We start from the raw sequence: 24,327 nt of genomic DNA, 5'->3' as shown, positions 1-24,327 counted from the left end.
GTTTACGCATTATCATGATCAAGATTGGCCGGACTTTTTCCACCATGGGAACAAGGGTGAAAAAGGACTGGGGTTCCGCAACTGCCAATTGACTGCGGATGTTGAAAAACGCTGCACTCTAGAGCTTTGTTTTGGCGATGGCAGCGTGACCTTGGCGGATGGTTCTGGACCCGATAGCAGAACTTGGCCTGCGCATTGGCCAAAAGCGAAACTGGGTGATACAGAATTTAACAAACTTCTGGAGGAGTGGCGGCGCCAGTGACGCTAAGTGATTTGGATAGCGTCCGCGCCCCGTGTAGCATCCCAAAAGCGCGGAGCCAAGGCCGTAGGGTGGCCCACGCTATCGGTGGGCCGTCCCGCGGCCTGCTGATTTTGCCAGCGACACGCCAAACCTTTGATGCCGGAGTGTGCCGCCAGCATAAAGTGAACTCCACCCACGCCGGACCGGCAGACCCCGGCCCGACCTGTGGCGCGGGCTTTATTCCCAGCGACTGCTGTTACCCCGGCAGTTTGTCGCGCAAGAAGGACAGCGCAAGGGACAGACCGTCATGCGCGATGCCGTGGCCTGTGCCTTTTGACACATGCGCATAGGTTTCAAACCCTGCCGCTGTCAGCGCGTCTGCGGCGTCGGACAGTGACTGCGGGGGCACGACTTCGTCCTGATCGCCATGGACCAGCAGAACAGGTGGGTAGGACAGGGCGTCATCGGCCAGATGTTCGGGTTGCATCAGCCGCCCCGAGAACCCCACGATCCCCGCCAGCGCCTCCTTGCGGCGCGGGGCCACATGCAGGCTGATCATCGTGCCTTGGGAAAACCCCACCAGCGCCAGCGCGTCCGCTGTCAGCCCTTCATCGGCCAGCACCTGATCGATGAACGCATCCAGATCGCTTGCGGCGGCTTCCAGTCCTGTCAGCGCCGCTTCCTCGGAGGATCCGTCCAGCCATGGAATGGGGAACCATTGAAACCCCATCGGGTTGCCGGTGCAGCGTTCGGGCGCGTTGGGCGCATAAAACGCCGTATGGGGCATATGCGGACCCAACGGGTCGGCCAGTCCCAGCAGGTCGGCGCCATCCGCGCCATAACCATGCACGAAAATCACGGCAGATTTTGCCTGCCCTTGCGGCGCACCCTTGCGGGCAGATGTCAGAATACGGGTCATATAATGCCTTCCCTGTCGGTTTCCACGCGGTAATAGGCCCATAGCAGCCCCGCTGCAACTGTGCGCCATGGCGACCATGCGGCGGCCATGGTGCGCAAGGCGGCCTCTCGGGGGCGGTCCTGCAGCCCGAACAGGCGGCGCGCGGATTCCTGCAAGGCCAGATCGGCGGGGGCAAACACATCTGCGCGCCCAAGGCTGAACATGGCGTAGATCTCGGCGGTCCAGCGGCCAATGCCCGGCACCTCGACCAGAATGCGGGTGACATCTGCATCGGGCAGGGTGCGCAAGGCGTCGAAATCAATGCCCGCACTGGCCAGCGCGCGGGCATAGCGCATTTTCTGCCCCGACAGGCCTGGCGCGCGCAGTGTCGCATCATCGGCGGCCAGAACAGCGGCGGGCGTGGTCAGGCCCGCATCTTCCATACGGCCCCAGATGGCGCGCGCGGCATGGGTGCTGACCTGCTGGCTGACAATCGCGGACAGCAATTGCGCAAAGCCGTCATCGCGCCTGCGCAGGGGGGGCGTGCCGGTCAGTTCCAGCGCATGGGCAAAGCGCGGCTCAGCCTTGGCCAGCCATGCGGCCCCTTCGGCCATGCAATCCTCGGATGTCAGAATACGCCCGACCATCAACGCACCCTGCGCGACAAACTGGTGCACATGTAAAATTCCCCTTTTCCTTGATGCAGCGATTGGCTAATCCTGCGCGTATGACAGACATGATTGCAACCCATGATGATGCCCGCGCCAAGCGCAATGTAATCGTGCTTGTGGCCGCGCAGGCGGTTGTGGGCGCACAGCTTCCGGTGATTTTCATCATTGGCGGGCTGGCGGGTCAGATCCTGGCGCCCAACCCGTGCTGGGCCACGTTACCGATTTCGCTGATCGTTCTGGGGTCCATGCTGACGGCCACGCCGCTGTCGGGGTTCATGCAGGCCTACGGGCGGCGTGCGGGCTTCTGGGTGGCCTGCGGGGCAGGGGCCGTGGGCGCGGCCATCGGGGCCTATGCGCTGATGCTGGACAGTTTCTTGTTGTTCCTGTTCGGGTCATTGCTGACCGGCGTCTACATGTCGGCCAACGGGTTCTACCGCTTTGCGGCGACCGACACGGCCAGCCCCGAATTCCGCCCCAAGGCCATTTCCTATGTCATGGCAGGCGGGCTTTTGTCGGCGGTCTTTGGCCCGCAACTGGTATCCTTTACGGCCGATGCGATGCCGGTGCCGTTTCTGGCGACCTATCTGGGGGTCATCCTGCTGAACCTTGCGGGCATGGCCTTGCTGAGCATGCTGGACATTCCAACGCCTGCCAAACCGGACCTGAGCCTGCCGCAAGGCCGGTCGCGGCGTGAAATGTTGCAAACGCCGGTGATTGCCGTGGCCATTATTTGCGGGACAGTGGCCTATGCGTTGATGAACCTTGTTATGACGTCCACGCCGCTGGCCGTGGTGGGCTGCGGGTTTGACACTTCGGATGCGGCAAATATCGTGTCGGCGCATGTGCTGGCCATGTATGCGCCGTCCTTCTTCACGGGCCATCTGATTGCGCGGTTTGGCGCGCGCAATATCGTGGGGCTCGGGCTGGTGATTTTGGCAGGCGCGGGCGCGGTTGCCATGTCCGGGGTGGAGTTGGAGCAGTTTTACATCGCGCTGATCCTGTTGGGCGTGGGGTGGAATTTCGGCTTTATCGGCGCGACATCCATGCTGACCGCGTCCTATTCGGTCGAAGAACGCGGCCGGGTTCAGGGCCTGAATGACATGATTGTTTTCGGCGGCGTGTTTCTGGCCTCCCTCAGTTCGGGGTCGTTGATGAATTGCTCTGGCGGGACGACCGAGGCGGGCTGGCAACTGGTGAATATGGCCATGCTGCCCTTCCTTGTGCTGGCGGGGGGCGCGCTGATCTGGCTGGCGCTGCGTCCTTCGGAACAGACCTCGCGCTGACCTGCCGCCGGGGCAGGTCGCGATTTCCGCAATACCGGTTTCAAAACCTGAGTCGCGCGCGCAACACCTGTACTGCGACATGATGCGCGCGGATTGACATTCGACGCCCCAAGGCGGACTCTGCCGCTAACTCGCGCACAAGACGCGATTTTTTGAGTGAGGCAGATTATGAGCAAAAGTTTTTTCGGCACGGCCCTTGTCGGGTCGCTTTTCTTTCTTTCGGCATGTAGCGGTGGCAGCGGCGGCGCTGGTGGTGGTGGCAGCAGTAGCAGCAAGTCACCCAGCGCGACGCGCAGCTTTACCGGCGTGCTTAGCCAGATTTCCGGCGCCCCCGAGGAGGAGTCGCGCGTTCTTGCCACGATGCGGGAGTCTGGTGAGGTTCAGTTTCAGTTTGAAGATGGAATCTTGCAAGACATGATCGTGATTTGCGCCGATTATTCCGGCGCAAGTTGTCGCGTGGTGGGTGGGCCGGAGGGCACAACCGAAACCGCGCGGCTGGAAGGGCGCATGGCGGGCGAATATGCCTATGCTGGCAGTCTGCGTCTGGATCATACCAGCGACGGTGAAATCACGCATTCCTATCACCGCTTGTATCAATCCGCGCCGGATCGCGCTGCAACGCGGCTTGTCATGCCGCAAGGGGTGCAGGATTATCAGGGCCAGTTCACGGGCGGTGCGATTGTGGACGGGCAGGGCGGCATTGTAGATGGTGGCATTCGCCTGACTGTGAATTTCGACACGGCCCTTTTGTCGGGCAAAATGGACGGGTCACTGCGCGATATTGGCACGCCCGTCAGCGCCGGATTCAACAATGTGACGATTGACGGGCAAACCGGCCAGTTCGCATCGACCAACGCCAGCACATTCACCTTCAATGGGGGGGCAGCCGGCGGCAATGTGCAGGGCGGATTCTACGGCCCGCAAGCCAATGAAGCGGCAGGTGCGTTTGATATCGGTGTAAATGACCAAAACGGCATGAGCGGTGTTTTTCTGGCCTGTCGCGGGTTGGAAGCCAGTTGCGTGTCGCACGGCGATTGACCTGACTTGCGTGAATGGGGGCGATGATCGCGTCGGCGCGGCCATTGCCCCATTGTGGCGCGCGGGAAATCGGTGCAAGACGGGCACATGCTGTCTTATCAACATATCTACCATGCCGGAAATCTGGCGGATGTCCAGAAACACGCGCTTCTGGCGTGGGTGCTGGATTACATGACGTCCAAGGACAAGCCGTTAAGCTATATCGAAACGCATGCGGGGCGCGGGCTGTATGCCCTTGATGCCCCCGAAGCCCTGAAAACCGGAGAGGCGGCAGCAGGCATTGCGCGCATGCAGGCGCGGTTTGCCCCCGACCATCCGTACCGCGTTGCGCTGCACGCGGTGCAGGCGCGCCATGGCAAGACGTCCTATCCCGGATCGCCATTGATTGCCGCGACCATGCTGCGCCCGCAAGACAGCCTGACGCTGGCGGAACTGCATCCGCGCGAATTTGCAGCGCTGCGCGCGAATATGGCGGGCCGCGCTGCGACTTTGCGTCACGAAGACGGGCTGGACATGGCGCTGTCGGTTTGCCCGCCCACCCCGCGGCGCGGCGTGCTGATGATTGACCCGTCTTATGAGGTGAAGGGCGATTACGACCGTCTGCCCAAACTTCTGGGCGATATCCGGCGCAAATGGAATGTGGGCGTGCTAATGCTGTGGTATCCGGTCTTGCAGGCGGGGCTGCATGGGCCGATGCTGGCGCAGATATCACAAGACCAGCCCGATGCCGCGATATTCGAGATCGGGTTTCCCCCGGTCCGGCAGGGCCACAGGATGGTGGGGTCCGGTATGGTGGTGATTAACCCGCCTTGGGGTATGATCGATGAGGCGCAGCGCGTGAAATCCCTTCTGGCGCAGGTTTAGCGCCAGAATCCGGTATATTCCGCCGGAAATCCGGCAAAACACCACTTGTTTTGCGCCCGCAGGGCATTACGGACTTGCGCAAACACCATGTCGGCGCTAGGAAACCGGCAATCAAGAAGGCCAAAGGTCACATTCTGAACGGGCAGGGTCGGGCGCAAGCCGCGACCCTTTGTGTTTGTTGCACGTTCCGGGTGAACCTTTATGCGGTTTTCGTGATCCCAGTCCAAAGACCGGCGGAGTCAACCGTCAGGCCAGAAACATGATGAAAAAGGAACCATATCTGAATGTGCGCTAAAGCAACCATGGAAGACTTCGAGGCAATGCTCGCTGAGAGCCTCGAAATGGACACCCCTGCCGAAGGCAGCGTTGTCACCGGCCGTGTGATCGCCATCGAGGCAGGTCAGGCCATTATCGACGTCGGCTACAAGATGGAAGGCCGCGTCGAGCTGAAAGAATTTGCAAGCCCCGGCGAAGCCCCGCAAGTGGCTGTCGGCGATGATGTAGAAGTTTTCCTGGAGCGTGTTGAAAACGCCCGTGGCGAAGCTGTCATCAGCCGTGAAAAAGCCCGCCGCGAAGCCGCTTGGGACCGTCTGGAAAAAGCCTATGCCGATCAGGACCGCGTTGATGGCGCGATCTTTGGCCGCGTCAAGGGTGGCTTCACGGTCGATCTGGGTGGCGCTGTGGCGTTCCTGCCCGGCTCTCAGGTCGATGTGCGCCCCGTGCGCGACGCTGGCCCGCTGATGGGTCTGAAGCAGCCGTTCCAGATTCTGAAAATGGACCGTCGCCGCGGCAATATCGTCGTGTCGCGTCGCGCCATTCTGGAAGAATCCCGCGCCGAGCAGCGCGCCGAAGTCATCGCCAAACTGGCCGAAGGCCAGATCACCGATGGTGTGGTCAAGAACATCACCGAATATGGTGCGTTCGTCGATCTGGGCGGCGTTGACGGTCTGTTGCACGTCACCGACATGGCATGGCGCCGCGTCAACCACCCGTCCGAAGTTGTCACCATTGGTGAAACGATCAAGGTGCAGGTCATCAAGATCAACAAGGACACCCACCGCATCAGCCTTGGCATCAAGCAGCTGCAAGCCGATCCTTGGGATTCGGTTGGCGCGAAATACCCGCTGGGTTCCGTGCATCAGGGCCGCGTGACCAACATCACCGATTACGGCGCATTTGTCGAACTGGAAGCCGGTGTCGAAGGTCTGGTTCACGTTTCCGAAATGTCCTGGACCAAGAAGAACGTGCACCCCGGCAAGATCGTTTCGACCAGCCAGGAAGTTGACGTCATGGTTCTGGAAATCGACGGCGACAAGCGTCGCGTGTCGCTGGGCCTGAAGCAAACCCTGCGCAACCCGTGGGAAGTGTTTGCCGAAAGCCACCCTGCCGGTACCCAGATCGAAGGCGAGATCAAGAACATCACCGAATTCGGTCTGTTCATCGGTCTGGAAGGCGATATCGACGGCATGGTTCACCTGTCCGACATCAGCTGGGACCAGCGCGGCGAGGAAGCGATTCAGGACTACCGCAAAGGCGACACAGTGCATGCTGTGGTGGCCGATGTCGATGTCGAGAAAGAGCGTATCTCCCTGTCTATCAAGGCGCTGGAAAACGACAGCTTCTCGGATGCGGTAGAAGGCGTCAAGCGCGGCTCGATCCTGACATGCACTGTCAGCGCGATCGAGGAAGGCGGCATCGAGGTTGAATTCAACGGCATGAAGTCCTTCATCCGCCGTTCGGATCTGGCCCTTGAGCGTGCAGACCAGCGCCCCGAGCGTTTCCAGGTCGGCGACAAGATTGATGCGCGCGTCACATCTGTGGACAGCAAGACCCGCCGCATTGGTCTGTCGATCAAGGCACGCGAGATTGCAGAAGAAAAAGAAGCCGTCGAACAGTTCGGCTCTTCCGATGCAGGTGCGTCCTTGGGTGATATTCTGGGCGCAGCCTTGAAAGATCGCAAATAAGCGCAGCTGTTATCAGCATTGAAATAAATAAGGCCCCGAAGAAATTCGGGGCCTTTGCCTTTTCTACATTTCAAGGTTCGCAAGCGTCAGCCGGTGCGGCGCAACGCGCTGCGGTAGTCATGCGCGCGCCAGTTGGCGCGGGCCAGCCATTGGGCCTGTGGCTGGCGGGTCGCCAGGTCGGCGCTGATCTCGACCTCGTCAAATCCGGACCGGCGGGCCATTGCGTATTGGTCTGCAATGACATGCCCCTGCGCACGCAACCGCCCCGTGAACCCCATGCGCCGCGCCCGCGCGGCAAGCGTGAACCCGCGCCCGTCGCTGAAGGCGGGAAAACTGATGCGGATGGGCTGTTGCCGGTCCACCGCATCTTGCAATGCGGCGTCATCCGCATCGGGTGCAAGCTCTGTCCAGATGCCTGAATATGTATCCGGCGCGAAGCCGGTATCCGTTACAATCACACTCATGATGCCTGCCTTCTGATTACGCGGCCGTTTGCGATATGGATGCCGCATTCAACCTTATCCTGCCCGCGCCAGCGGCCCGCGCGGGGGTCTTCGCCTGTGGTGACTGGCGCCGTGCAGGGCGCGCAGCCAATCGATGGATAGCCCTGTGACACCAGCGGATGGCGCGGCAGATCAAAGCGCGCCATATATTCCTGCAGTTGGGCGGGTTGCCATGTTGCCAGCGGGTTCACCTTCAGATGGGTTTCGTCACGTTCAAACATTTGCAGCTGGCTGCGCGTTGTGCCCTGAAACTGTTTGCGTCCGGTAATCCAGCCATCGAACCCGCGCAGCGCCCGCTGCAAGGGTTCTGCCTTGCGCAGGGCGCAGCACCCGTCAGGGTTGGACCTGTGCAGCAGATTGTCAGGGTCGTGGTGAAACAGCGCCTCTCGGTCCGGGGTGATGATGCGCAGATCGCGCAGGTCCAGCCGCTGCGCCAGTTCCCGTTGATAGGCCAGCGTTTCGGGAAACAGCATCAGCGAGTCAATGAACAGCACCGGTGTTTGCGGCGCAATTTGTGACACCATATGCAGCAACACCGCCGATTCTGCGCCGAAGCTGGACACAAGGGCCACCCGCCCCAAGGCGCCGGACAGCGCAAAGCGCAATCCGCGCTCGGCGTCATTCACAAAGCGCGTGTTCAGTGCCGAAAGGTCCTCATGCGGCATGGGTTTGCTCCGTCTCATACAGTGCGGATTTGAACGGCGCGGCACCAAGGCGGCGATAGGCGTGCAGGAAGGTTTCGTGCCGGTCGTGGCGCAGATGAAGATAGGTGCGCAAAATCCGTTCAATGGCGGGCACGATCTGGTCATAGGCAAAACCCGGCCCCGTGCGCGTGCCGATCACCGCATCCTCGGTCCCGTCGCCGCCCAGCGTGATCTGGTAGTTTTCAACGCCAGCGCGGTCCAGCCCCAGAATGCCGATATGGCCCACATGATGATGCCCGCAGGCATTGATGCAGCCGGAAATCTTGATCTTCAGCGGGCCGATATCATGTTCCAGCTTCAGCGCATCGATATGCTGCGCGATTTCCTGCGCCACGGGAATGGACCGCGCCGTTGCAAGGGCGCAGTAATCCATGCCGGGGCAGGCAATAATGTCAGATGCCAGCCCGACATTGGCCGTTGCCAGACCCGCCTTGCGCAGGGCGGCATGCAATTGGGGCAGATCATCCAGCGCGACATGCGGCAGAACAAGGTTCTGTTCGTGGCTGACGCGAATTTCACCCTGGCTGTAGCGTTCAGCCAGATCGGCAACCAGCGTCATTTGTGCATCGGTGGCGTCCCCCGGTGTGCCGCCATGGGGTTTCAGGCTGATGGTCACGATACTGTAGCCCGTTACGCGATGCGGGTGCAGATTGGTGTCGGCCCATGCGCGGAAAACGCCATCACTGCGGCGTGCGTCATGATAGTGCGTGTCACGGCGCGGGGGCAACTCGGGCGCTGCAAATTGCTGTTTCAGCTGCGCCAGATGTTGGGCTGTCGCAGCTGCATCAAATTGCGGGGCAATCTTGCGGAACTGCGCTTCGACCAGATCGCGCACCTTTTCCAGCCCGTTTTCATGTACGGTGATTTTGATGCGCGCCTTGTATTTATTGTCGCGCCGCCCCAGCAGGTTATAGGTGCCGACGATCGCTTCAAGATAGGGCAGCAGGTCCTGCACGGGCAAAAAGTCACGGATCACCTTGCCGATCATGGGCGTGCGCCCAAGCCCGCCGCCCACAATAACCTCGAAGCCTGTCTGGCCATTGCGGTGCAGCATGCGCAGCCCGATATCATGTGCCTTGGTGACGGTGCGGTCATTCGGGCTGCCGGTGATGGCGATCTTGAACTTGCGCGGCAGGAACTGGAATTCGGGGTGGTCGGTCGACCATTGGCGGATCAACTCGGCATAGGGGCGGGGGTCTTCAATCTCGTCCGCGGCGGCGGCGGCGAACTGGTCGGACGTGACATTGCGGATGGTGTTCCCCGAGGTCTGGATGGCATGCAACCCGACTTCGGCCAGCGCGTCCAGTATATCGGGCACATCCTTCAGGCGCGGCCAGTTATACTGGATATTCTGGCGCGTGGTGAAATGGCCATAACCCTTGTCCCAGCGTGTGGCGATCATGGCAAGCTGGCGCAGTTGCGCGGAATTCAGCGTGCCATAGGGAATGGCCACGCGCAGCATATAGGCGTGCAATTGCAGGTACAGGCCATTCATCAGCCGCAGGGGGCGGAATTCTTCTTCGGTCAGGCTGCCGTCAATGCGGCGGTCCACCTGTGCGCGGAACTGGCGGTTGCGTTCCGTGATAAAGGCGCGGTCGAATTCATCATATTGATACATGACGCTTATCCTTGCGATTGCTTGCCATGGGCATAGTTGGAGGGGCCACGACGGCGGAAATCTTCGCGGAAATGGGTGGGTTCCAACCCGTCGGGGCCAAGGTGCATATCGGCCAGATAACAGCCCACAACCTCGGACTGGCGCTTGTCTGCCTGTTCCAGCGCGGCCTGTGCCAGTTCCGGATCGGTATAGGGGTGCGCATCTTTCAAGCTGCCGGTCCAGCTTCCATCTTTGGCCAGCCAAACCACATCCCCCTCGATCAGGGAATTGGCGGTAACAACCTTGGCGGATGATTTCTGTTTCATATCAGGCAGTCACTTCATTTAGTTCAGGCAAAACATGCGCTGCATGTGCGGGCGTCACACCCAGAAGCATGACAACCGGCCCATGCAGGGACGGAACCGTTTGTGCCAATGTGTCCAGCGTGCAAGGGGTGATGGTCTGGTCGGGATGCGAGGCATTCTCGACCAGCGTGACCGGTGTCGCGGGGGCCGCGCCCTGCATCAGCAGGCGGCCCTGAATCACGCGCGCGGCGCGTTTGCCCATATAGATGGCGGCAACTGTATCGGGGCGGGCCAAGGCCGCCCAATCCTGCGCGGCAATGCCATCCTTGTCATGCGCAGTCAGAATATGCAGGCCCGTGTTGCGTCCGCGCCGTGTCAGGCTGCGGCCAATCGCGGCACTGGCCGCACTGGCCGCAGTGATGCCGGGGGTTACGCCCCAGTCAATGCCTGCCGCATCCAGCGCTTCGGTTTCTTCATCAAGGCGGGCAAAGATGGCGGCATCGCCCCCTTTCAGGCGCACGACATGCGCACCCTTGCGGGCGTGGTACACCATCAGGGCGTTGATATCATCCTGTGGGGTGGACGGGCCGAACCCTTCCTTGCCCACGGCAATGAACAACGCTTCGCGGCGCGCGAGTTCCAGAACCTCGGGCGTGACCAGCCGGTCGTGAATCACCACATCGGCGCGGTCCAGCAAGCGGCGCGCGCGCAATGTCATCAATTCGGCATTGCCGGGACCGGCCCCTACAAGATCGACACGCCCCGCGCGATGATCCCGCGCAAGGTGGCGTTCCAGCAGGGCGTGCAGCATGTGTTGCGGGTCCACCGCATCAGGTCGGGCCATAAGGTCCGGTCCGGCCTTCAGGTAATAGTCTTCCCAGAAATCGCGGCGCGCACGCCCAAGGGGCAGGGCTTCTGCCTTGGGTCGAAACACCTTGCCGACTTGCGCCAGCCGGCCCAATGCGGTGGGCAGGCGCTCTTCCATATCTTTCTTGATTGCGCGGGCCAGAACAGGTGCGGCCCCTTCGGTGCCGATGGCCACGACAACGGGGTCACGGTCCACAATCGCGGGGGTGATGAAGTCGCTGCCCTGCAAGTTGTCGACGATATTCACCAAGGCCCCGACCGAACGCCCAAGCGCTGCATTCTCGGCGTCCTGTGCCGCATCTTCCGTCGCGGAATAGACCAGCCGCATTCCCGCCAGATCCTGCGCCTGCGGGGTATTGCGAACAAGTGTGTGCCCGTGTTCGCTGACGGCGCGGACCAGTTCGGGTTCTGCATCAGGTGCAAACACAGTGATGCGCGCCTGCGTCTTGAACAGCAAACGCAGCTTTGCCAGCGCGGCCTCGCCGTTACCGATGACGGCAATATCGGCATGTGCGGTATCAAGATAGATCGGAAAATGCTGCATTGTACGCCTCTTGTTTCTAAGGGCGATTTAGAACAAAATTCCGGATTTAAGGCAATATGGCCGGATCAATAAGAACAATGTGCCGGTTAGGTGACGTTTGTAGTACAAATTTGTCAATATGCCTTGGGTGGCGCAATCACTGGTCCTGTGCATGGCTTGAACACGGAACCCTGTCGGCATTTGTGTGGTATCAGAAGGGCGGACATACAGGCCACGCTGCGCGCACACTGCCCGAATTCAGCGGCAATCGCGCAGCAGGTGCAACAATGTTGGGGGGAAATGGTGGGCGACCCTGGAATCGAACCAGGCGTGGGTCTCCCCGGCGGAGTTACAGTCCGCTGCCGCACCTTGCAGCTCGTCGCCCTAATGTGACGCTTCGATACCGAAGGCCCGAAGCAGCGTCAAGGGCGGAAACTGCGCGAATACCCAGATTATTTTCTGACAGTGTGCGGGGGTTTGCTTTGGGGGTTGATCCTGCGTTAAGGGCTGCGCATGGTCGATGAAAGAACCTGTGCCCGATGCGGCAAAACGAGGAGCACGGCATGAAAAAGCCTGATTGGGTTATAGACAAGGAAAAGGCGCGGCGCGCGGCGAAGCATGAAACGCTGTGGCTGTTTGGTCTGCATGCTGTGCGCGATGCGTTGATGAACCCGATGCGCGACAAACTGCGGCTGGTGGTCACCCTGAACGCCGCGCAAAAGCTGGAGGATGCGATTGCCGCCAGTGGCATGACGGCTGAAATCTCGGATGCGCGCAAGTTTGCGGCCCCGATCGCGGCTGATTCCGTGCATCAAGGCGCCGCATTGGAAGTGCGCCCGCTGGATTGGGGGAACACGGCCGCGCGTTGCGCCCCCGTTGACGGGGCCGGTCTGGTGGTGATTCTGGACCGCGTCAGCGACCCGCATAATGTCGGTGCGATCCTGCGCTCGGCAGAGGTGTTTGGCGCGCGTGCTGTCATTGCCACCCAGCGCCATGCGGCCCCCGAAACAGGGGCCTTGGCCAAGACTGCCAGCGGCGCGTTGGAACGCCAGCCCTATTTGCGGGTGCGCAATCTGGCCGAGGAAATGGAAAGCCTGAAGGATATGGGCTATGTCATTGTCGGGCTGGACGGGGACGGGCCGCAGACCCTTGGGCAGACACTGGCGTCCGTGCCCGCCGGTCCCATCGGGCTGGTGCTGGGCGCAGAAGGGCCGGGGCTGCGTGATAAAACGCGTGATACTTGCGATTACATTGCGCGCATCCCCTCGGCCGCGGATTTCGGGTCATTGAACGTGTCAAATGCGGCGGCGGTCGCGCTGTATGCCGCGCGACTGGCGCAACCGGACACCGCAGCATGACGACGGGGACCATGAAAACGGCGGTCCTGATGCTTGCAGCACTGACCGCGCTTGCCTCCTGCGCATCCATCAGCCGCGAAGACTGCATGGCAGGCGACTGGCAGGCCATTGGTCTGCGCGACGGGACAGCGGGCGTGCGGCCGGATATCCAGTTTGACCGGCATCAGCGCCAATGTGCAAAAGTTGATGTGACGCCCGATCGCACAGAATGGCAGCGCGGCTACGATCTGGGGTTGCAGCGCTTTTGTACGCCCCTAAGCGGATTGGAGCAGGGCCAGCGCGGGCGTATCAACCATAACCTGTGCCCTGCGGGATTGGCCGCCGGATTTGACGAAGGTCATGCATTGGGCTTGCGTGAACATGCGCAAAAAAAGCGCGTTCAGAATGTATTGAATGAAATCAGCAGCCTGCAAGACCAAAATCGCGCAGCCCTTGCCGGGCTGGCGGCGGGTGGCGATGACGGGATGCGCGCAGACCTGCACAATACGCGGTCTGACATCCTGCATCTTCGGTTGGAACTGGGGCTGGAACGCGCGGCGCTGCGCCGGCTGGAACGCGAGGTGGCGGCCTTCCGCGCGCGTGTCGGCGGGTAATGGCGTGCATCGCAGGGCCGTGCTGCCGCCTGCGCGGTGAAATTACAGCCCGATCCGGCTGACGCCCAGCTGCGACAGGCTGTCATCGACCAACTCGCGCAATTCTGTGCTTGTCGGGCGTGCGCGCGGGTACAAGGGCGCTGCGCGGTCATCCAGAACCCCGCCCCATCCGGTTGTTGTGGCGAAAAACCGTTCAACCCCATCCGCGCCGAATTCGGCCAGAAAGCCGGAAACGACGACATCCAGATAACTTAGGTGCACATGCTGCGTCGGGTGGGGCAGATCGGAATCGCCCAGCGCCACAGCGTAGATTTGTGCGCTGACCGGAACAGGGGATGTATGGCTCAGGTGTTCATCCGGCACAATGTGACGGCCATATCCGGTTTCACGCAAATCAAGCGCGCCCCAATCGGCGTTGGGAACGCGGGCCACCAGCCCGTCAATGCGCGACGCCGGATCGGGGACAACGCTTAGGAATGTGCGGTTCAGCCGGTGGGAAAACCGCCATTCACGCCGCCAGCCGCGAATCGCGGCCCTGTGGGCGTCGGTGTAGTCATGGGTCTGGCGGTTCACCAAAGACCCGTAGCCAAAGAAATAAGGATCACTCATGCGATATATCTGAACAGTTTGTGCCCAAGGTGCAAGCGCGGGATTTTCACTTGCCAAATACGTTCCCTTTCCGCTACCACAAACGCGCAGATACGGGAGACACTGATCACCACGTCAGGGCCGAAGGAGCAACCGCCCCGGTAAACTCTCAGGCAAAAGGACCGGTCTGCACACGGACTCTGGAGAGAGGCGCGCCAGTCACGGCCGCCCGCCGAAGGGATAGCGATCTCAGGCGCACAGGACAGAGGGGGCATGGAGCGCGGCCAAGGCCGCAACATGGACCCGGGCTGGCAGGCCCAACCGGAAGGGGCAGTATGTCTGATACGCACACCGATTTGCGCCGCACGCCATTACATGCGTTGCATCTGGAACTTGGGGCCAGAATGGTGCCGTTTGCGGGCTATGACATGCCCGTGCAATACCCGCAGGGCGTGATGGGCGAACACCTGCATTGCAGGGCCAAGGCTGGCTTGTTCGATGTCAGCCATATGGGGCAGGTCATCCTGCGCGGGCAGGGGGCTGCACTTGCGCTGGAACGGCTGGTGCCTGTGGCGCTGGCGGAATTGCCGGAAGGGCGCCAGCGCTATGCGATGTTCACCAATGACGCGGGCGGTATTCTGGATGACCTGATGGTGGCCAATCGCGGCGACCATCTGCTGGCGGTGGTGAATGCCGCGTGCAAGGCTGCGGATCTGGCGCATATGCGCGCGCACCTTCCGGAACTGCACGTGACCGAAATTGTGGACCGCGCCTTGCTGGCGTTGCAGGGGCCAAGCGCGGAACCGGTTCTGGCGGGACTGCTGCCTGATGTCGCCGGAATGCGTTTCATGGACGTTGCCGATCATGACTGGAACGGGGTCACGCTTTGGGTGTCGCGTTCTGGCTATACCGGCGAGGACGGGTTCGAGATTTCAGTGCCTGATACCCATGCCGACAGCTTCGCGCGCGCACTTCTGGCGCATGCGGATGTGGCGCCAGTGGGCCTTGGGGCGCGCGACAGTTTGCGGCTGGAAGCGGGACTGTGCCTGTATGGCAATGACATCGACAGCACCACCACCCCTGTTGAGGCAGCGTTGAACTGGGCCATCCAGAAGGCGCGCCGCGAAGGCGGGGCGCGCGCGGGCGGGTTTCCGGGCGCAAGCGTGATCTTGCAGCAACTTGCACAGGGCGCGCCGCGCCAGCGTGTCGGACTGTTGCCCCAAGGACGTGCCCCCATGCGGGCGGGAACCCCGTTATTTGCCGCGCAAGACAGCGCCGCGCAAATCGGCACCATCACGTCGGGCGGGTTCGGTCCTTCGGTCGAAAGACCTGTTGCAATGGGATATGTGCCTGCTGAATATACAGGCGTGGACACGGAACTCTGGGCCGAATTGCGCGGCAAGCGTTTGCCTGTGACTGTGGCCGCTTTACCCTTTCGACCATCAACCTACCGCAAATGAGGGACACTATGCGTTTTACCGAAGAACATGAATGGCTGCGCGTCGAAGGCGATGTCGTTGTCGTTGGAATCACCGAACATGCCGCCGAACAGCTTGGCGATGTCGTCTTCGTGGAACTGCCTGAAATCGAAACCATGGTCGTCAAGGGCGACGAGGTTTGCGTGATTGAATCCGTCAAGGCCGCAAGCGACATTTTGGCCCCCGTCGATGGCGAGATTGTCGCGGTCAATGAAGCGCTTGTGGACACGCCTGCGCTGGTCAATGACGACCCGCAGGGTGATGCATGGTTTTTCAAGATGAAACTCGATGATCTGGGTGTTCTGGACGATCTGATGTCCGAGGACGAATACAAGGAATTTCTGGGCTGATGGCGAAAAGGGTTAAGATTTCCGGTGAGCGCGGACGCTGGGTGGCCGATGTCGAGGGCCGCATGCTGGGTGTATTGCACCACACCTTACGTGTCGGAGCTGATCTTTACCAAGCGAAGATCAGCCCTGAACATCCCGGCCAGAAGCGTTTTAAGGAACTGGTGTCAGCACTGGAATCTTATGATCTGGTTGTGATCCAGCGCGACAAAGACGAGCAATCGCTGGCACGTGATGGCTATGTCGGGGTCTTTCACTTCACCGATCTTAACGTGGACCTTGAAAATCTAGAACTGAGACTGCGATTTACGGGCCGCTATGCCGACCCACAGAGGTAAACTGATGACCTATACCCCCACTGACTATAACCCCTATGATTTCGCCAATCGCCGCCATATCGGGCCAACACCCGAAGAAATGGCACAGATGCTGGACGTGCTGGGCTGCGACAGTCTGGACCAGTTGATTGACCAGACCATCCCCGCCGATCTGCGGCAGGACGCCCCGCTGACATGGGCTCCCCTGTCCGAAGGCGAGTTGCTGGCGAAATTGCGGTCGGTGGGGGCGAAAAACCGGATCATGACCAGCCTGATCGGGCAGGGCTATTACGGCACGGTGACGCCGCCTGCAATTCTGCGCAATATCTTTGAAAATCCGGCCTGGTATACTGCCTATACCCCCTATCAGCCCGAAATTGCCCAAGGTCGCCTGGAGGCCTTGCTGAATTTCCAGACCATGGTTGCGGATCTGACGGGCCTGCCGGTCGCCAATGCGTCACTGCTGGACGAATCCACAGCCTGTGCCGAAGCCATGGTCATGGCGCAGCGCGTGGCCAAGTCCAAAGCGACCGCGTTTTTTGTGGATGAAAACTGCCATCCACAGAATATTGCCGTCATGCAGACCCGCGCGGCCCCTTTGGGCATTGAAATCATTGTGGGGGCACCGGAAACGCTTCAGGCCGATCAGGTGTTCGGGGCTATATTCCAGTATCCCGGAACGTACGGCGACCTGCGTGATTTCACCCCCCAGATTGCCGCGCTGCATGACGCGAAGGCACTGGCGATCATGGCGACCGACCTGCTGGCGCTGACCATGATCCGCGAACCCGGCAGCCTTGGGGCGGATATTGCGGTGGGCTCCGCGCAGCGTTTCGGGGTGCCCATGGGCTATGGCGGGCCGCATGCCGCGTTCATGTCCTGCCGCGACGACTACAAGCGCGCCATGCCGGGGCGGATTGTCGGCGTCAGCATTGATGCGCGCGGCAATCGCGCCTATCGCCTGTCGCTGCAAACCCGTGAACAGCATATCCGGCGCGAGAAGGCGACAAGCAATGTTTGCACCGCGCAAGCGCTTCTGGCGGTCATGGCGTCCATGTATGCGGTGTTCCATGGCCCCAAGGGCCTGCGCGCCATTGCCGAACGGGTGCATTTCCGCACCCAGCGCCTGTACCATGCGCTGCGCGCGGCGGGCGCGCGGGTGATGGTCAAGGATTTCTTTGACACCATCACGGTTGATGTCGGTGTGGGGCAGGCGGGGATACTGGCCGCCGCACGTCAGGAAGGGCTGAACCTGCGCAAGATCGGCACCACGCATGTGGGCATTTCGCTGGATGAAACCACCGATGAACAGGTCTTGATTTCCGTGTTGCGGGTGTTCGGAATCGAAGGGGTGCCGCCGCATCGTGCGGAACTGGGGTTTGACAATGCGTTCCTGCGCCAAAGTGACTACCTGACCCACCCGATATTCCACATGAACCGCGCCGAGACGGAAATGATGCGCTACATGCGGCGCCTGTCCGACCGTGACCTTGCGCTGGACCGCGCGATGATCCCGCTGGGGTCTTGCACGATGAAGCTGAACGCAGCGGCGGAAATGATCCCGTTGTCATGGCCGGAATTTTCCAGCCTGCATCCGTTCTGCCCGCCCGATCAGGCGCAGGGCTATGCGCAGGCGATTTCCGACCTGAAGGCGAAACTCTGCGAAATCACCGGCTATGACGCCATGTCGATGCAGCCCAATTCCGGTGCGCAGGGCGAATATGCGGGGCTGTTGACGATTCAGGCCTATCACCGTGCACGCGGGCAGGGGCACCGCGATGTCTGTCTTATCCCTGTGTCGGCGCATGGCACCAATCCCGCCAGCGCGCAGATGTGCGGCATGAAGGTGGTCGTCGTCAAATCCAGCGCGAATGGTGATGTGGATCTTGATGATTTCCGCGAAAAGGCTGCGAAAGCAGGCGACCGGCTGGCGGCTTGCATGATCACCTATCCCAGCACACATGGCGTGTTCGAGGAAACCGTGCGCGAGGTTTGCGCCATAACCCATGAGCATGGCGGGCAGGTCTATATTGACGGGGCGAACCTGAATGCGATGGTGGGCCTGGTCAAACCGGGTGATATTGGTGGCGATGTCAGCCATTTGAACCTGCACAAGACCTTTGCAATTCCCCATGGCGGGGGTGGCCCCGGCATGGGGCCGATTGGCGTGAAGGCACATCTGGCCCCGTTTTTGCCGGGCCATCCTGAAATTGGCGGGTCGGAAGGGCCGGTTTCGGCGGCACCTTACGGGTCGGCGTCCATCTTGCTGATTTCATGGGCCTATTGCCTGATGATGGGCGGCGCGGGCCTGACACAGGCCACGCGCGTGGCCATACTGAACGCCAATTATATCGCGGCACGGTTGCGCGGGGCCTATGATATCCTGTTCATGGGCAACAAGGGGCGCGTGGCGCATGAATGCATCATTGACACACGCCCCTTCGCCAAGGCGGGTATCACCGTGGACGATATTGCCAAGCGCTTGATCGATAACGGTTTCCATGCGCCCACGATGAGTTGGCCTGTTTCGGGCACGCTGATGGTGGAACCCACCGAGTCCGAGACGAAGGCCGAAATTGACCGTTTCATCACGGCACTTCTGGCCATTCGTGATGAGATTCGCGCGGTCGAGGATGGCACGATGGATGCGGAAAACAATCCGCTGAAACATGCCCCCCATACGGTCGAGGATCTGGTGGCAGACTGGGATCGCCCCTATTCGCGCGAAGCAGGGTGTTTCCCGCCCGCTAGCTTCAGGGGCGACAAATACTGGCCACCTGTCGGGCGGGTGGACAATGTGTTCGGGGACCGCAATCTGGTGTGCACCTGTCCGCCTGTTGAAAGCTATCTTGACGCGGCGGAATAAAGTCGCGTGACGGGATGAACCAGCGGCCCCGATGGTTTTCGGGGCCGCGTCGCATAGCGACAACTGGGGGGATGCAATTCTGGCTTTTTGCGGCCCTTCGCACTTGGATGAAGCCCGCACCATCGGCAGGCCGCGGGACGGCCCGCCGATGGCGCGGGCCACCTGCGGCCTTGGCTCCGCGCCTTGGGACGATACCCAATGACCGCTTCAGGCCAAACGCAGCCCTAAATCCAATTCAGCCATTCCCACCCGAAAACCGGCCTGCATCATCTGCTGCGCGGCGCAAGGCGTTGGATTTGTTGACCGTTTCCTGATACTCGGATTCGGGGTCACTGTCATAAACGACCCCGCCACCTGCCTGAATATACAGGGTCTGGTCTTTCAACACGGCTGTGCGCAGGCAGATGCACATATCCATTTCGCCATTCGCCGCGAAATACCCCGCGCCTCCGCCATAAACGCCGCGTTTCTCCGGCTCCAGCTCGTCGATGATCTCCATCGCGCGAACCTTGGGCGCACCGGAAACTGTGCCAGCCGGAAGCCCCGCCAGAAGGGCCGAAAGGGCGTCCTGCCCCTCGGCCAGTTCGCCCACCACGTTCGACACAATATGCATGACATGGCTGTAGCGTTCGATGATGAATTCTTCCGTCGGGCGCACTGTGCCAATCTTGGCCACACGCCCCACATCATTGCGCCCCAGATCCAGCAGCATCAGGTGTTCGGCCAGTTCCTTCTGGTCGGCCAGAAGATCGGATTCGTAGGCGCGGTCCTGTTCGGGTGTCGCCCCGCGCGGGCGGGTTCCGGCAATCGGCCGGATGGTCACTTCGCCATCGCGCAGGCGCACCAGAATTTCGGGACTGGCGCCAATGATCTGGAACCCGCCGGACTGGTTTGCAAAATCGAAATAGAACATGAAGGGCGACGGGTTCGTGCGCCGCAACGAGCGGTATAGCGTGAAGGGCGGCAGGGCAAATTTCTGCGACCAACGCTGCGATGGCACGACCTGAAAAATATCGCCCGCGCGAATATATTCCTTCGCAATCTCGACTGCGGCCAGATAATCGGATTTTGCGAAATTGGACACTGGCGCACCCAGCGGCTGCGCGTCGCTGCTTAATTCGCGCGGGGCCTGTGCCACACTGCGTTCAAGATCGCGCACTGCATCCATCACCCGTTCTGCCGCTTGTGCATAGGCCGCGCGCGCCGACAGGCCGGACCCTGCCCATGCGGGCGAGACGACGATGACTTCGCCCTTCACACCGTCCAGAACCGCCACAACAGACGGGCGCAGCATGATGGAATCGGGCACGCCGATCGGGTCGGGGTTGATGTTTGGAAGATCTTCAACCAGCCGGATCATGTCATAGCCCAGATAGCCGAACAGCCCCGCTGCGGCTGCGGGCAGGTCATCGGGCATATCAATCCGGCTTTCGGCCAGAACATCGCGCAGCGTGTCCAGCGGGTGGCCTTGCAGGTCCTGCCAGCTTTCGGGATCAAAGCGCGCATCGCGGTTGATCCGGCTTTGGGTGCCGCGGCATTCCCAGACCAGATCGGGTTTAAGCCCGATAATGGAGTAGCGCCCGCGCACCTCTCCGCCGGTGACAGATTCCAGAATGAAACTGTCGCGGCTGCCGCCCGCCAGCTTCATGTAAAGTGACACCGGCGTGTCCAGATCAGCCGCCAGGCGGGTATAGACAAGCTGGTTTTCACCACGCGACCAGCCATTTTCAAAATGCTGGTATTCAGGAATAAGGCTGGCCATAGGGTTCAGAAATTCGCGTGAACAGCGTCAATCACCTGCTGATTGAACTGTATGGGTTGGGATTGCCGCAGGGCAGATGAAAAATAGGTGAACAGATCCTGCGCCAGACTTTGTTCCAGTTGCACCGACAGGGCATCGCGCAGGTTAGCGACGTCATCCAGCAGCGGGTCAGGGTCGGAAATGGCGTGCAGTTGCACGATAAACACGCGCTCCTCGCCCGTGACAACGCGCACATCATCGGGGGACATGGCAAATGCGGCGCTGACCAGATCACGCGGCAGGTCGGGCAGGAAATCAGTGCGTGTCATGCCCTCGAAGCGTTCGGGGGTCAGGTCCAGCGCCGCGAAATCCGCGCCATCACGCAGCGATCCGGCAATTTCATCGGCGAGTGTGCTCAGGTTCTCGACAATCTGTGCGCTGCGCCAGTCGCGTGTGACCTGTGTGCGGATATCGTCAAGGGGGCGTGGCGTCGGGGGCAAATCCTCGATCAGCTCTACAGCGAACAAGCCGCCATCATCCAGAATCTGGATTTCCGCAAAATCGCCCTGCTGGACAGCACGCGCGGCAGCGCGGAACGCCTGATAGGCGGCGATACCGCTGGTGTCGCCATCGCGCCAGTCGATTTCACCACCGCGCATTTCGGTTTCCTGCGCCAGTTCTTCCACTGTGGCGCCACCCGCCAGCAGGTCTTCGAACATATCCAGATCATCCGACAGAATGCGCCGTGCACGATCCGCAACCAGTTCTTCGCGCAATTGGGGGGCAGCATCCTCAAAAGGGGTTTCGCGCGCGGCAAGTATGCCGTTCATCTGGAATATTGCAGGCCCGAGCGAGGTTTCGACCGGCCCCGCGATACCGGGTTCCGACAGGGCGAAAACCGCATCAGCAGAACTGCCAAGCTGGGCGCGCGTGACGTCGCCCATATCGGTGTCCTCAATGCTCAGCCCGCGTTCGGCGGCAAGATCCTCGAACGTGATTTCCCCTGATTGCAGGCGTGCGGCCGCGTCTTCGGCCTGTTGCATGTCGGAAAATACCAGCCGTTCGACAAGGCGGCGTTCGGGCTGGCGGAATTCTGCCGCGCGCGCCTCATAGGCGTCGCGCAGGATCGCCTCGTCAATTTCGACAGTGTCGATCAGCATGTCGGGCGTCAGCCACGCATAGCGAAGGCGCTTGCCTTCTGGCAGGGTGTAGCTGTCAATATTTGCGTCATAAAACGCCTGAAGATCGGCGCTGGCGGGCATGCCGACAGGGGTTTCAAGGTCGGAACTGACCAGCGCAAGGACAGAATAATCGCGTGTCTGCGCCTGATAGTTCAGCAATGGTGTTGTCAACAGATCGGGCGCGCGGGCGGCACTGATCACGGTCAGTTGCAATATGCTGCGGGCGACATCCTCGCGGATCGAATCCTCGAATTCGGATTCATTCAAACCGGCATTTTGCAACGCAAAACGATAGGCCTCTCGGTCGAACTGCCCGCCAATGCCCTGAAACGCGCTGATTTGCAGGATTTCGCGCTGCACGGTTTCGTCGCCGGTGGACACGCCCAGACGCTCTGCCTCGTTGTCCAGTGCGGCGGTGGTGACCAGTTGTTCCAGCACCATCTGGTCCAGACCGAACAGGCGCGCCTGTTCCATGGTGATGGACTGTCCGGACTGGCTTTGCAGAACGCGCAATTCGTTCTGAAGGGCGCGGGCATATTCATTGGTTGAAATATCGCGTCCGCCCACGCTGCCGATACTGCGCGCGCCCCCGCCAAACCCTTCGACCCCGAAGCCCAGAAGGCTAAGCGCAAGAAGCGCCATCAAAAAGCCTGCGGCGATGTTCTTGGCCGAGAATTTCTGGCCGGATTTTGGTTTGGGCTTCGACATACGATAATTCTTTCCACGTTTCCCGTTGGCTTGGCGCCTTGTGTAAGGAAACCTGTGCGCAGGGGCAAGCATTCTGATCGGGGGCAGGGGTGTTGCGGTGGTGTTCGCGCGTGCGGGGTTAGCTGGCGCGGTCCGCCGGGCGGAAATCAATACAAAAAGACCCCATTTCCGGACGCGTCAGCATGCTTTCGGTGCAGTGACAATACGCGGTGTCGGTGCCTTCCTTGCAATGACTGCAATCGGCGCAAGTGCCGAAGGTGGGAACCTGCCGCAAGGTCGCAAGCGATGTGGTGGCGCGTTGCAATGCGACCTGCAGGCTGCGCTGCAAGTCCTCGGGCAGGGCAGACAGGACGCGGCGAAGGTCGCCAAGCGGGTCCTGGCGCAGCATGTCATGGCCTGCCTGTGTCACCTCTATCAAGGTTGACCGGGCATCGGCTGTGTTGTTTTGCCGTTGCAAAAGTCCCAATGTTACCAATGATTTGACTGTTTGAGATGCGGTTCCGCGCGTGGTCGAATGAAATTCCGAAAAGGCGGATGGCGTGCGCGAAAACCTGTTGGCGCGGGCAAAGAACCGCAGCGCCGTCCATTGTGCGGCGGTCAGGTCTGTCCGGCCGGTATTCTGCGCCAGTCGCGCCAGATGCACAATCAGATCGGCCGTATCCTGGGTCATGTCAGTGCTGTTATCCCGTGGTCAATTTGTTCATGGTGCATAGCAGGTAATCCGCCCCCGAGGCATTGACAAGCCTGTCACCCAAATGATAGCGATACGATATAGTTTCGATCCGATACCATCACTGGGACGAGAGGACGCAATGGAACAGCGAGACCCCAGAACAAGCCAGTTCATTCGCAACGCGATGAAGCGCGAGATGCTGGAACCGCAGACCGAGCATGATCTGGCAATCGCATGGCGTGACCACCGCGACGAAGCGGCGCTGCACCGTCTGATCAATGCCTATAGCCGGCTGGCCGTTTCTGTGGCGACGCGGTTTCGTCGGTATGGCATGCCGCTGGATGATCTGATCCAGCAGGGCAATCTGGGCCTGATGCGCGCGGCGGAAAAGTATGATCCCGAAAACGGTGCCAGATTCTCGACTTATGCGGCATGGTGGATCAGGGCCTCCATGCAGGAATATGTTATGCGCAACTGGTCTGTTGTGCGCACAGCGACCAACGCATCGCAGAAAAAGCTGTTTTTCCATTTGCGCAAGACCCTGTCCAAGCTGGATGATGGCGAAATCCGCAACGAATCCCTGTCCAGCAGTGTTGCGCGCGAACTGGATGTGCCGCAGGCGCAGGTGGAAATCATGCTGGGGCGGATGTCCGGTCAGGACCTGTCGCTGAATTCGCCGCAGGGCGGGGGCGAGGATGACGGCCGCGACTGGCTGGACACGATCGAAGACGGGGGCATTGCGACCGAGGATTACGTTCTGGACGATCTGGAAACGCGCCGCCGCCGCCGTATGCTGTATTCCGCCGTTGGTGAACTGCCCGACCGTGAAAAGCGCATCATCACGGAGCGCCATTTGCTGGACGTGCCGCGCACCCTGGCCGAGATTGGTGCCGAGATGGGCATCTCGAAAGAGCGTGTTCGCCAGCTGGAAGAACGCGCAATGGGCAGAATAACGGCACAGTTGCGTCATGACGCAGAGCCGGAGCGCCTGCGGGCTTGAACCTTTTGGGTGTTTCTGT

General features: G+C 60.7%; 23 protein-coding genes, 1 tRNA gene and 2 riboswitches. Of the genes, 12 read left to right on the top strand and 12 right to left on the bottom strand.

Features of this window, described 5'->3' with window-relative positions; translation table 11 throughout:
• On the top strand, window positions 1-262 hold a 262-nt coding region (locus tag ACTIE1_RS07840), incomplete at its 5' end, for a hypothetical protein (protein ID WP_439563329.1).
• 235 nt (window positions 263-497) lie between these two features.
• On the opposite strand, the gene ACTIE1_RS07835 is transcribed toward ACTIE1_RS07840, so the two are convergent.
• Window positions 498-1,160, bottom strand: coding sequence for an alpha/beta hydrolase (locus tag ACTIE1_RS07835; protein WP_439560662.1), 663 nt, complete (start codon window positions 1,158-1,160; stop codon window positions 498-500).
• Window positions 1,157-1,786, bottom strand: a complete 630-nt coding sequence (locus tag ACTIE1_RS07830) for a DNA-3-methyladenine glycosylase family protein (protein WP_439561175.1) — start codon at window positions 1,784-1,786, stop codon at window positions 1,157-1,159. Before ACTIE1_RS07830 ends, ACTIE1_RS07835 begins: the two co-directional genes overlap by 4 nt.
• A gap of 80 nt (window positions 1,787-1,866) precedes the next feature.
• On the opposite strand from ACTIE1_RS07830, the gene ACTIE1_RS07825 reads away from it, so the two are divergent.
• The 4 genes from ACTIE1_RS07825 (at window position 1,867) to rpsA (ending at window position 6,959) form a co-directional block, all read left to right on the top strand.
• Window positions 1,867-3,093: an MFS transporter gene (locus ACTIE1_RS07825; protein ID WP_439560661.1), complete on the top strand. Its 1,227-nt coding sequence runs from the start codon at window positions 1,867-1,869 to the stop codon at window positions 3,091-3,093.
• Between the two features lie 168 nt (window positions 3,094-3,261).
• A complete protein-coding gene (locus ACTIE1_RS07820; protein WP_439560660.1) occupies window positions 3,262-4,131 on the top strand; it encodes a transferrin-binding protein-like solute binding protein in 870 nt (289 codons plus the stop codon).
• A gap of 87 nt (window positions 4,132-4,218) precedes the next feature.
• Window positions 4,219-4,995, top strand: coding sequence for a 23S rRNA (adenine(2030)-N(6))-methyltransferase RlmJ (locus ACTIE1_RS07815; protein ID WP_439560659.1), 777 nt, complete (start codon window positions 4,219-4,221; stop codon window positions 4,993-4,995).
• 284 nt (window positions 4,996-5,279) lie between these two features.
• Window positions 5,280-6,959, top strand: a complete 1,680-nt coding sequence (gene rpsA, locus ACTIE1_RS07810; RefSeq protein WP_439560658.1) for a 30S ribosomal protein S1 — start codon at window positions 5,280-5,282, stop codon at window positions 6,957-6,959.
• 86 nt (window positions 6,960-7,045) lie between these two features.
• Here rpsA and ACTIE1_RS07805 read toward each other — a convergent pair whose 3' ends face one another.
• The 6 genes from ACTIE1_RS07805 to ACTIE1_RS07780 all read right to left on the bottom strand — a co-directional run bounded on the left by ACTIE1_RS07805 (window position 7,046) and on the right by ACTIE1_RS07780 (window position 11,843).
• On the bottom strand, window positions 7,046-7,423 hold the full coding sequence (locus ACTIE1_RS07805; protein WP_439560657.1) for a DUF934 domain-containing protein: 378 nt from the start codon (window positions 7,421-7,423) through the stop codon (window positions 7,046-7,048).
• Complete coding sequence (locus tag ACTIE1_RS07800; protein ID WP_439560656.1) at window positions 7,420-8,127, bottom strand: phosphoadenylyl-sulfate reductase; 708 nt, start codon at window positions 8,125-8,127, stop codon at window positions 7,420-7,422. The genes ACTIE1_RS07805 and ACTIE1_RS07800 overlap by 4 nt, the downstream gene beginning before the upstream one ends.
• The gene (locus ACTIE1_RS07795; RefSeq protein ID WP_439560655.1) at window positions 8,117-9,784 is read right to left on the bottom strand and encodes a nitrite/sulfite reductase; all 1,668 of its coding nucleotides are present in this window, start codon (window positions 9,782-9,784) and stop codon (window positions 8,117-8,119) included. The genes ACTIE1_RS07800 and ACTIE1_RS07795 overlap by 11 nt, the downstream gene beginning before the upstream one ends.
• A gap of 5 nt (window positions 9,785-9,789) precedes the next feature.
• The gene (locus ACTIE1_RS07790) at window positions 9,790-10,089 is read right to left on the bottom strand and encodes a DUF2849 domain-containing protein (RefSeq protein WP_439560654.1); all 300 of its coding nucleotides are present in this window, start codon (window positions 10,087-10,089) and stop codon (window positions 9,790-9,792) included.
• A gap of 1 nt (window position 10,090) precedes the next feature.
• The gene (gene cysG, locus ACTIE1_RS07785; RefSeq protein ID WP_439560653.1) at window positions 10,091-11,479 is read right to left on the bottom strand and encodes a siroheme synthase CysG; all 1,389 of its coding nucleotides are present in this window, start codon (window positions 11,477-11,479) and stop codon (window positions 10,091-10,093) included.
• Between the two features lie 280 nt (window positions 11,480-11,759).
• Window positions 11,760-11,843 (bottom strand) — tRNA-Tyr (locus ACTIE1_RS07780).
• A 178-nt stretch (window positions 11,844-12,021) separates the two neighbouring features.
• Here ACTIE1_RS07780 and rlmB point away from each other — a divergent pair.
• Together rlmB and ACTIE1_RS07770 are read left to right on the top strand one after the other, a co-directional pair.
• Window positions 12,022-12,816 (top strand): 23S rRNA (guanosine(2251)-2'-O)-methyltransferase RlmB, encoded by a 795-nt coding sequence (rlmB, locus tag ACTIE1_RS07775; RefSeq protein ID WP_439560652.1) that lies wholly within the window; start codon window positions 12,022-12,024, stop codon window positions 12,814-12,816.
• Window positions 12,813-13,409: a DUF2799 domain-containing protein gene (locus ACTIE1_RS07770; protein ID WP_439560651.1), complete on the top strand. Its 597-nt coding sequence runs from the start codon at window positions 12,813-12,815 to the stop codon at window positions 13,407-13,409. The genes rlmB and ACTIE1_RS07770 overlap by 4 nt, the downstream gene beginning before the upstream one ends.
• A 42-nt stretch (window positions 13,410-13,451) precedes the next feature.
• Here the strand turns inward: ACTIE1_RS07770 and ACTIE1_RS07765 are convergent, their stop codons facing one another.
• Window positions 13,452-14,018, bottom strand: coding sequence for a gamma-glutamylcyclotransferase (locus ACTIE1_RS07765; RefSeq protein ID WP_439560650.1), 567 nt, complete (start codon window positions 14,016-14,018; stop codon window positions 13,452-13,454).
• A gap of 82 nt (window positions 14,019-14,100) precedes the next feature.
• Window positions 14,101-14,192, top strand: a riboswitch (glycine riboswitch).
• A gap of 3 nt (window positions 14,193-14,195) precedes the next feature.
• Window positions 14,196-14,265: riboswitch (glycine riboswitch) on the top strand.
• Window positions 14,266-14,332: 67 nt separating this feature from the next.
• Here ACTIE1_RS07765 and gcvT point away from each other — a divergent pair.
• Genes gcvT through gcvP form a run of 4 tightly spaced genes read left to right on the top strand, consistent with a single transcriptional unit; the run spans window position 14,333 to window position 19,005 of the window.
• Window positions 14,333-15,457, top strand: a complete 1,125-nt coding sequence (gene gcvT, locus ACTIE1_RS07760) for a glycine cleavage system aminomethyltransferase GcvT (protein ID WP_439560649.1) — start codon at window positions 14,333-14,335, stop codon at window positions 15,455-15,457.
• A gap of 8 nt (window positions 15,458-15,465) precedes the next feature.
• Window positions 15,466-15,825, top strand: coding sequence for a glycine cleavage system protein GcvH (gcvH, locus tag ACTIE1_RS07755; protein WP_439560648.1), 360 nt, complete (start codon window positions 15,466-15,468; stop codon window positions 15,823-15,825).
• Window positions 15,825-16,160 carry a hypothetical protein gene (locus tag ACTIE1_RS07750; protein ID WP_439560647.1) on the top strand — a complete coding sequence of 112 codons (336 nt, stop codon included), beginning with the start codon at window positions 15,825-15,827 and terminating at the stop codon, window positions 16,158-16,160. Before gcvH ends, ACTIE1_RS07750 begins: the two co-directional genes overlap by 1 nt.
• 4 nt (window positions 16,161-16,164) lie before the next feature.
• On the top strand, window positions 16,165-19,005 hold the full coding sequence (gene gcvP, locus ACTIE1_RS07745) for an aminomethyl-transferring glycine dehydrogenase (protein ID WP_439563328.1): 2,841 nt from the start codon (window positions 16,165-16,167) through the stop codon (window positions 19,003-19,005).
• 235 nt (window positions 19,006-19,240) lie between these two features.
• Here the strand turns inward: gcvP and trpE are convergent, their stop codons facing one another.
• The 3 genes from trpE to ACTIE1_RS07730 form a co-directional block, all read right to left on the bottom strand.
• A complete protein-coding gene (trpE, locus tag ACTIE1_RS07740; RefSeq protein WP_439560645.1) occupies window positions 19,241-20,767 on the bottom strand; it encodes an anthranilate synthase component I in 1,527 nt (508 codons plus the stop codon).
• Window positions 20,768-20,772: 5 nt separating this feature from the next.
• Complete coding sequence (locus ACTIE1_RS07735) at window positions 20,773-22,635, bottom strand: SurA N-terminal domain-containing protein (protein WP_439560644.1); 1,863 nt, start codon at window positions 22,633-22,635, stop codon at window positions 20,773-20,775.
• A gap of 118 nt (window positions 22,636-22,753) precedes the next feature.
• The gene (locus tag ACTIE1_RS07730) at window positions 22,754-23,305 is read right to left on the bottom strand and encodes a MarR family winged helix-turn-helix transcriptional regulator (RefSeq protein ID WP_439560643.1); all 552 of its coding nucleotides are present in this window, start codon (window positions 23,303-23,305) and stop codon (window positions 22,754-22,756) included.
• Between the two features lie 142 nt (window positions 23,306-23,447).
• On the opposite strand from ACTIE1_RS07730, the gene ACTIE1_RS07725 reads away from it, so the two are divergent.
• Window positions 23,448-24,308 (top strand): RNA polymerase factor sigma-32, encoded by an 861-nt coding sequence (locus tag ACTIE1_RS07725; protein WP_439560642.1) that lies wholly within the window; start codon window positions 23,448-23,450, stop codon window positions 24,306-24,308.
• Window positions 24,309-24,327 lie beyond the last annotated feature (19 nt).

It is taken from the genome of Roseinatronobacter sp., from assembly GCF_051859525.1.
Classification (GTDB): domain Bacteria; phylum Pseudomonadota; class Alphaproteobacteria; order Rhodobacterales; family Rhodobacteraceae; genus Roseinatronobacter.
Note: the sequence above shows the minus strand (reverse complement) of the source record. Positions and strands in the feature narration are given on the sequence as shown.

Excerpts from the sequence above, each read along its gene's own strand:
- ACTIE1_RS07835 (WP_439560662.1), bottom strand. The coding sequence starts at position 1,160 with ATGACCCGTATTCTGACATCTGCCCGCAAGGGTGCGCCGCAAGGGCAG.
- ACTIE1_RS07830 (WP_439561175.1), bottom strand. The coding sequence starts at position 1,786 with ATGGTCGGGCGTATTCTGACATCCGAGGATTGCATGGCCGAAGGGGCC.
- ACTIE1_RS07825 (WP_439560661.1), top strand. The coding sequence starts at position 1,867 with ATGACAGACATGATTGCAACCCATGATGATGCCCGCGCCAAGCGCAAT.
- ACTIE1_RS07820 (WP_439560660.1), top strand. The coding sequence starts at position 3,262 with ATGAGCAAAAGTTTTTTCGGCACGGCCCTTGTCGGGTCGCTTTTCTTT.
- ACTIE1_RS07815 (WP_439560659.1), top strand. The coding sequence starts at position 4,219 with ATGCTGTCTTATCAACATATCTACCATGCCGGAAATCTGGCGGATGTC.
- rpsA (WP_439560658.1), top strand. The coding sequence starts at position 5,280 with ATGTGCGCTAAAGCAACCATGGAAGACTTCGAGGCAATGCTCGCTGAG.
- ACTIE1_RS07805 (WP_439560657.1), bottom strand. The coding sequence starts at position 7,423 with ATGAGTGTGATTGTAACGGATACCGGCTTCGCGCCGGATACATATTCA.
- ACTIE1_RS07800 (WP_439560656.1), bottom strand. The coding sequence starts at position 8,127 with ATGCCGCATGAGGACCTTTCGGCACTGAACACGCGCTTTGTGAATGAC.
- ACTIE1_RS07795 (WP_439560655.1), bottom strand. The coding sequence starts at position 9,784 with ATGTATCAATATGATGAATTCGACCGCGCCTTTATCACGGAACGCAAC.
- ACTIE1_RS07790 (WP_439560654.1), bottom strand. The coding sequence starts at position 10,089 with ATGAAACAGAAATCATCCGCCAAGGTTGTTACCGCCAATTCCCTGATC.
- cysG (WP_439560653.1), bottom strand. The coding sequence starts at position 11,479 with ATGCAGCATTTTCCGATCTATCTTGATACCGCACATGCCGATATTGCC.
- rlmB (WP_439560652.1), top strand. The coding sequence starts at position 12,022 with ATGAAAAAGCCTGATTGGGTTATAGACAAGGAAAAGGCGCGGCGCGCG.
- ACTIE1_RS07770 (WP_439560651.1), top strand. The coding sequence starts at position 12,813 with ATGACGACGGGGACCATGAAAACGGCGGTCCTGATGCTTGCAGCACTG.
- ACTIE1_RS07765 (WP_439560650.1), bottom strand. The coding sequence starts at position 14,018 with ATGAGTGATCCTTATTTCTTTGGCTACGGGTCTTTGGTGAACCGCCAG.
- gcvT (WP_439560649.1), top strand. The coding sequence starts at position 14,333 with ATGTCTGATACGCACACCGATTTGCGCCGCACGCCATTACATGCGTTG.
- gcvH (WP_439560648.1), top strand. The coding sequence starts at position 15,466 with ATGCGTTTTACCGAAGAACATGAATGGCTGCGCGTCGAAGGCGATGTC.
- ACTIE1_RS07750 (WP_439560647.1), top strand. The coding sequence starts at position 15,825 with ATGGCGAAAAGGGTTAAGATTTCCGGTGAGCGCGGACGCTGGGTGGCC.
- gcvP (WP_439563328.1), top strand. The coding sequence starts at position 16,165 with ATGACCTATACCCCCACTGACTATAACCCCTATGATTTCGCCAATCGC.
- trpE (WP_439560645.1), bottom strand. The coding sequence starts at position 20,767 with ATGGCCAGCCTTATTCCTGAATACCAGCATTTTGAAAATGGCTGGTCG.
- ACTIE1_RS07735 (WP_439560644.1), bottom strand. The coding sequence starts at position 22,635 with ATGTCGAAGCCCAAACCAAAATCCGGCCAGAAATTCTCGGCCAAGAAC.
- ACTIE1_RS07730 (WP_439560643.1), bottom strand. The coding sequence starts at position 23,305 with ATGACCCAGGATACGGCCGATCTGATTGTGCATCTGGCGCGACTGGCG.
- ACTIE1_RS07725 (WP_439560642.1), top strand. The coding sequence starts at position 23,448 with ATGGAACAGCGAGACCCCAGAACAAGCCAGTTCATTCGCAACGCGATG.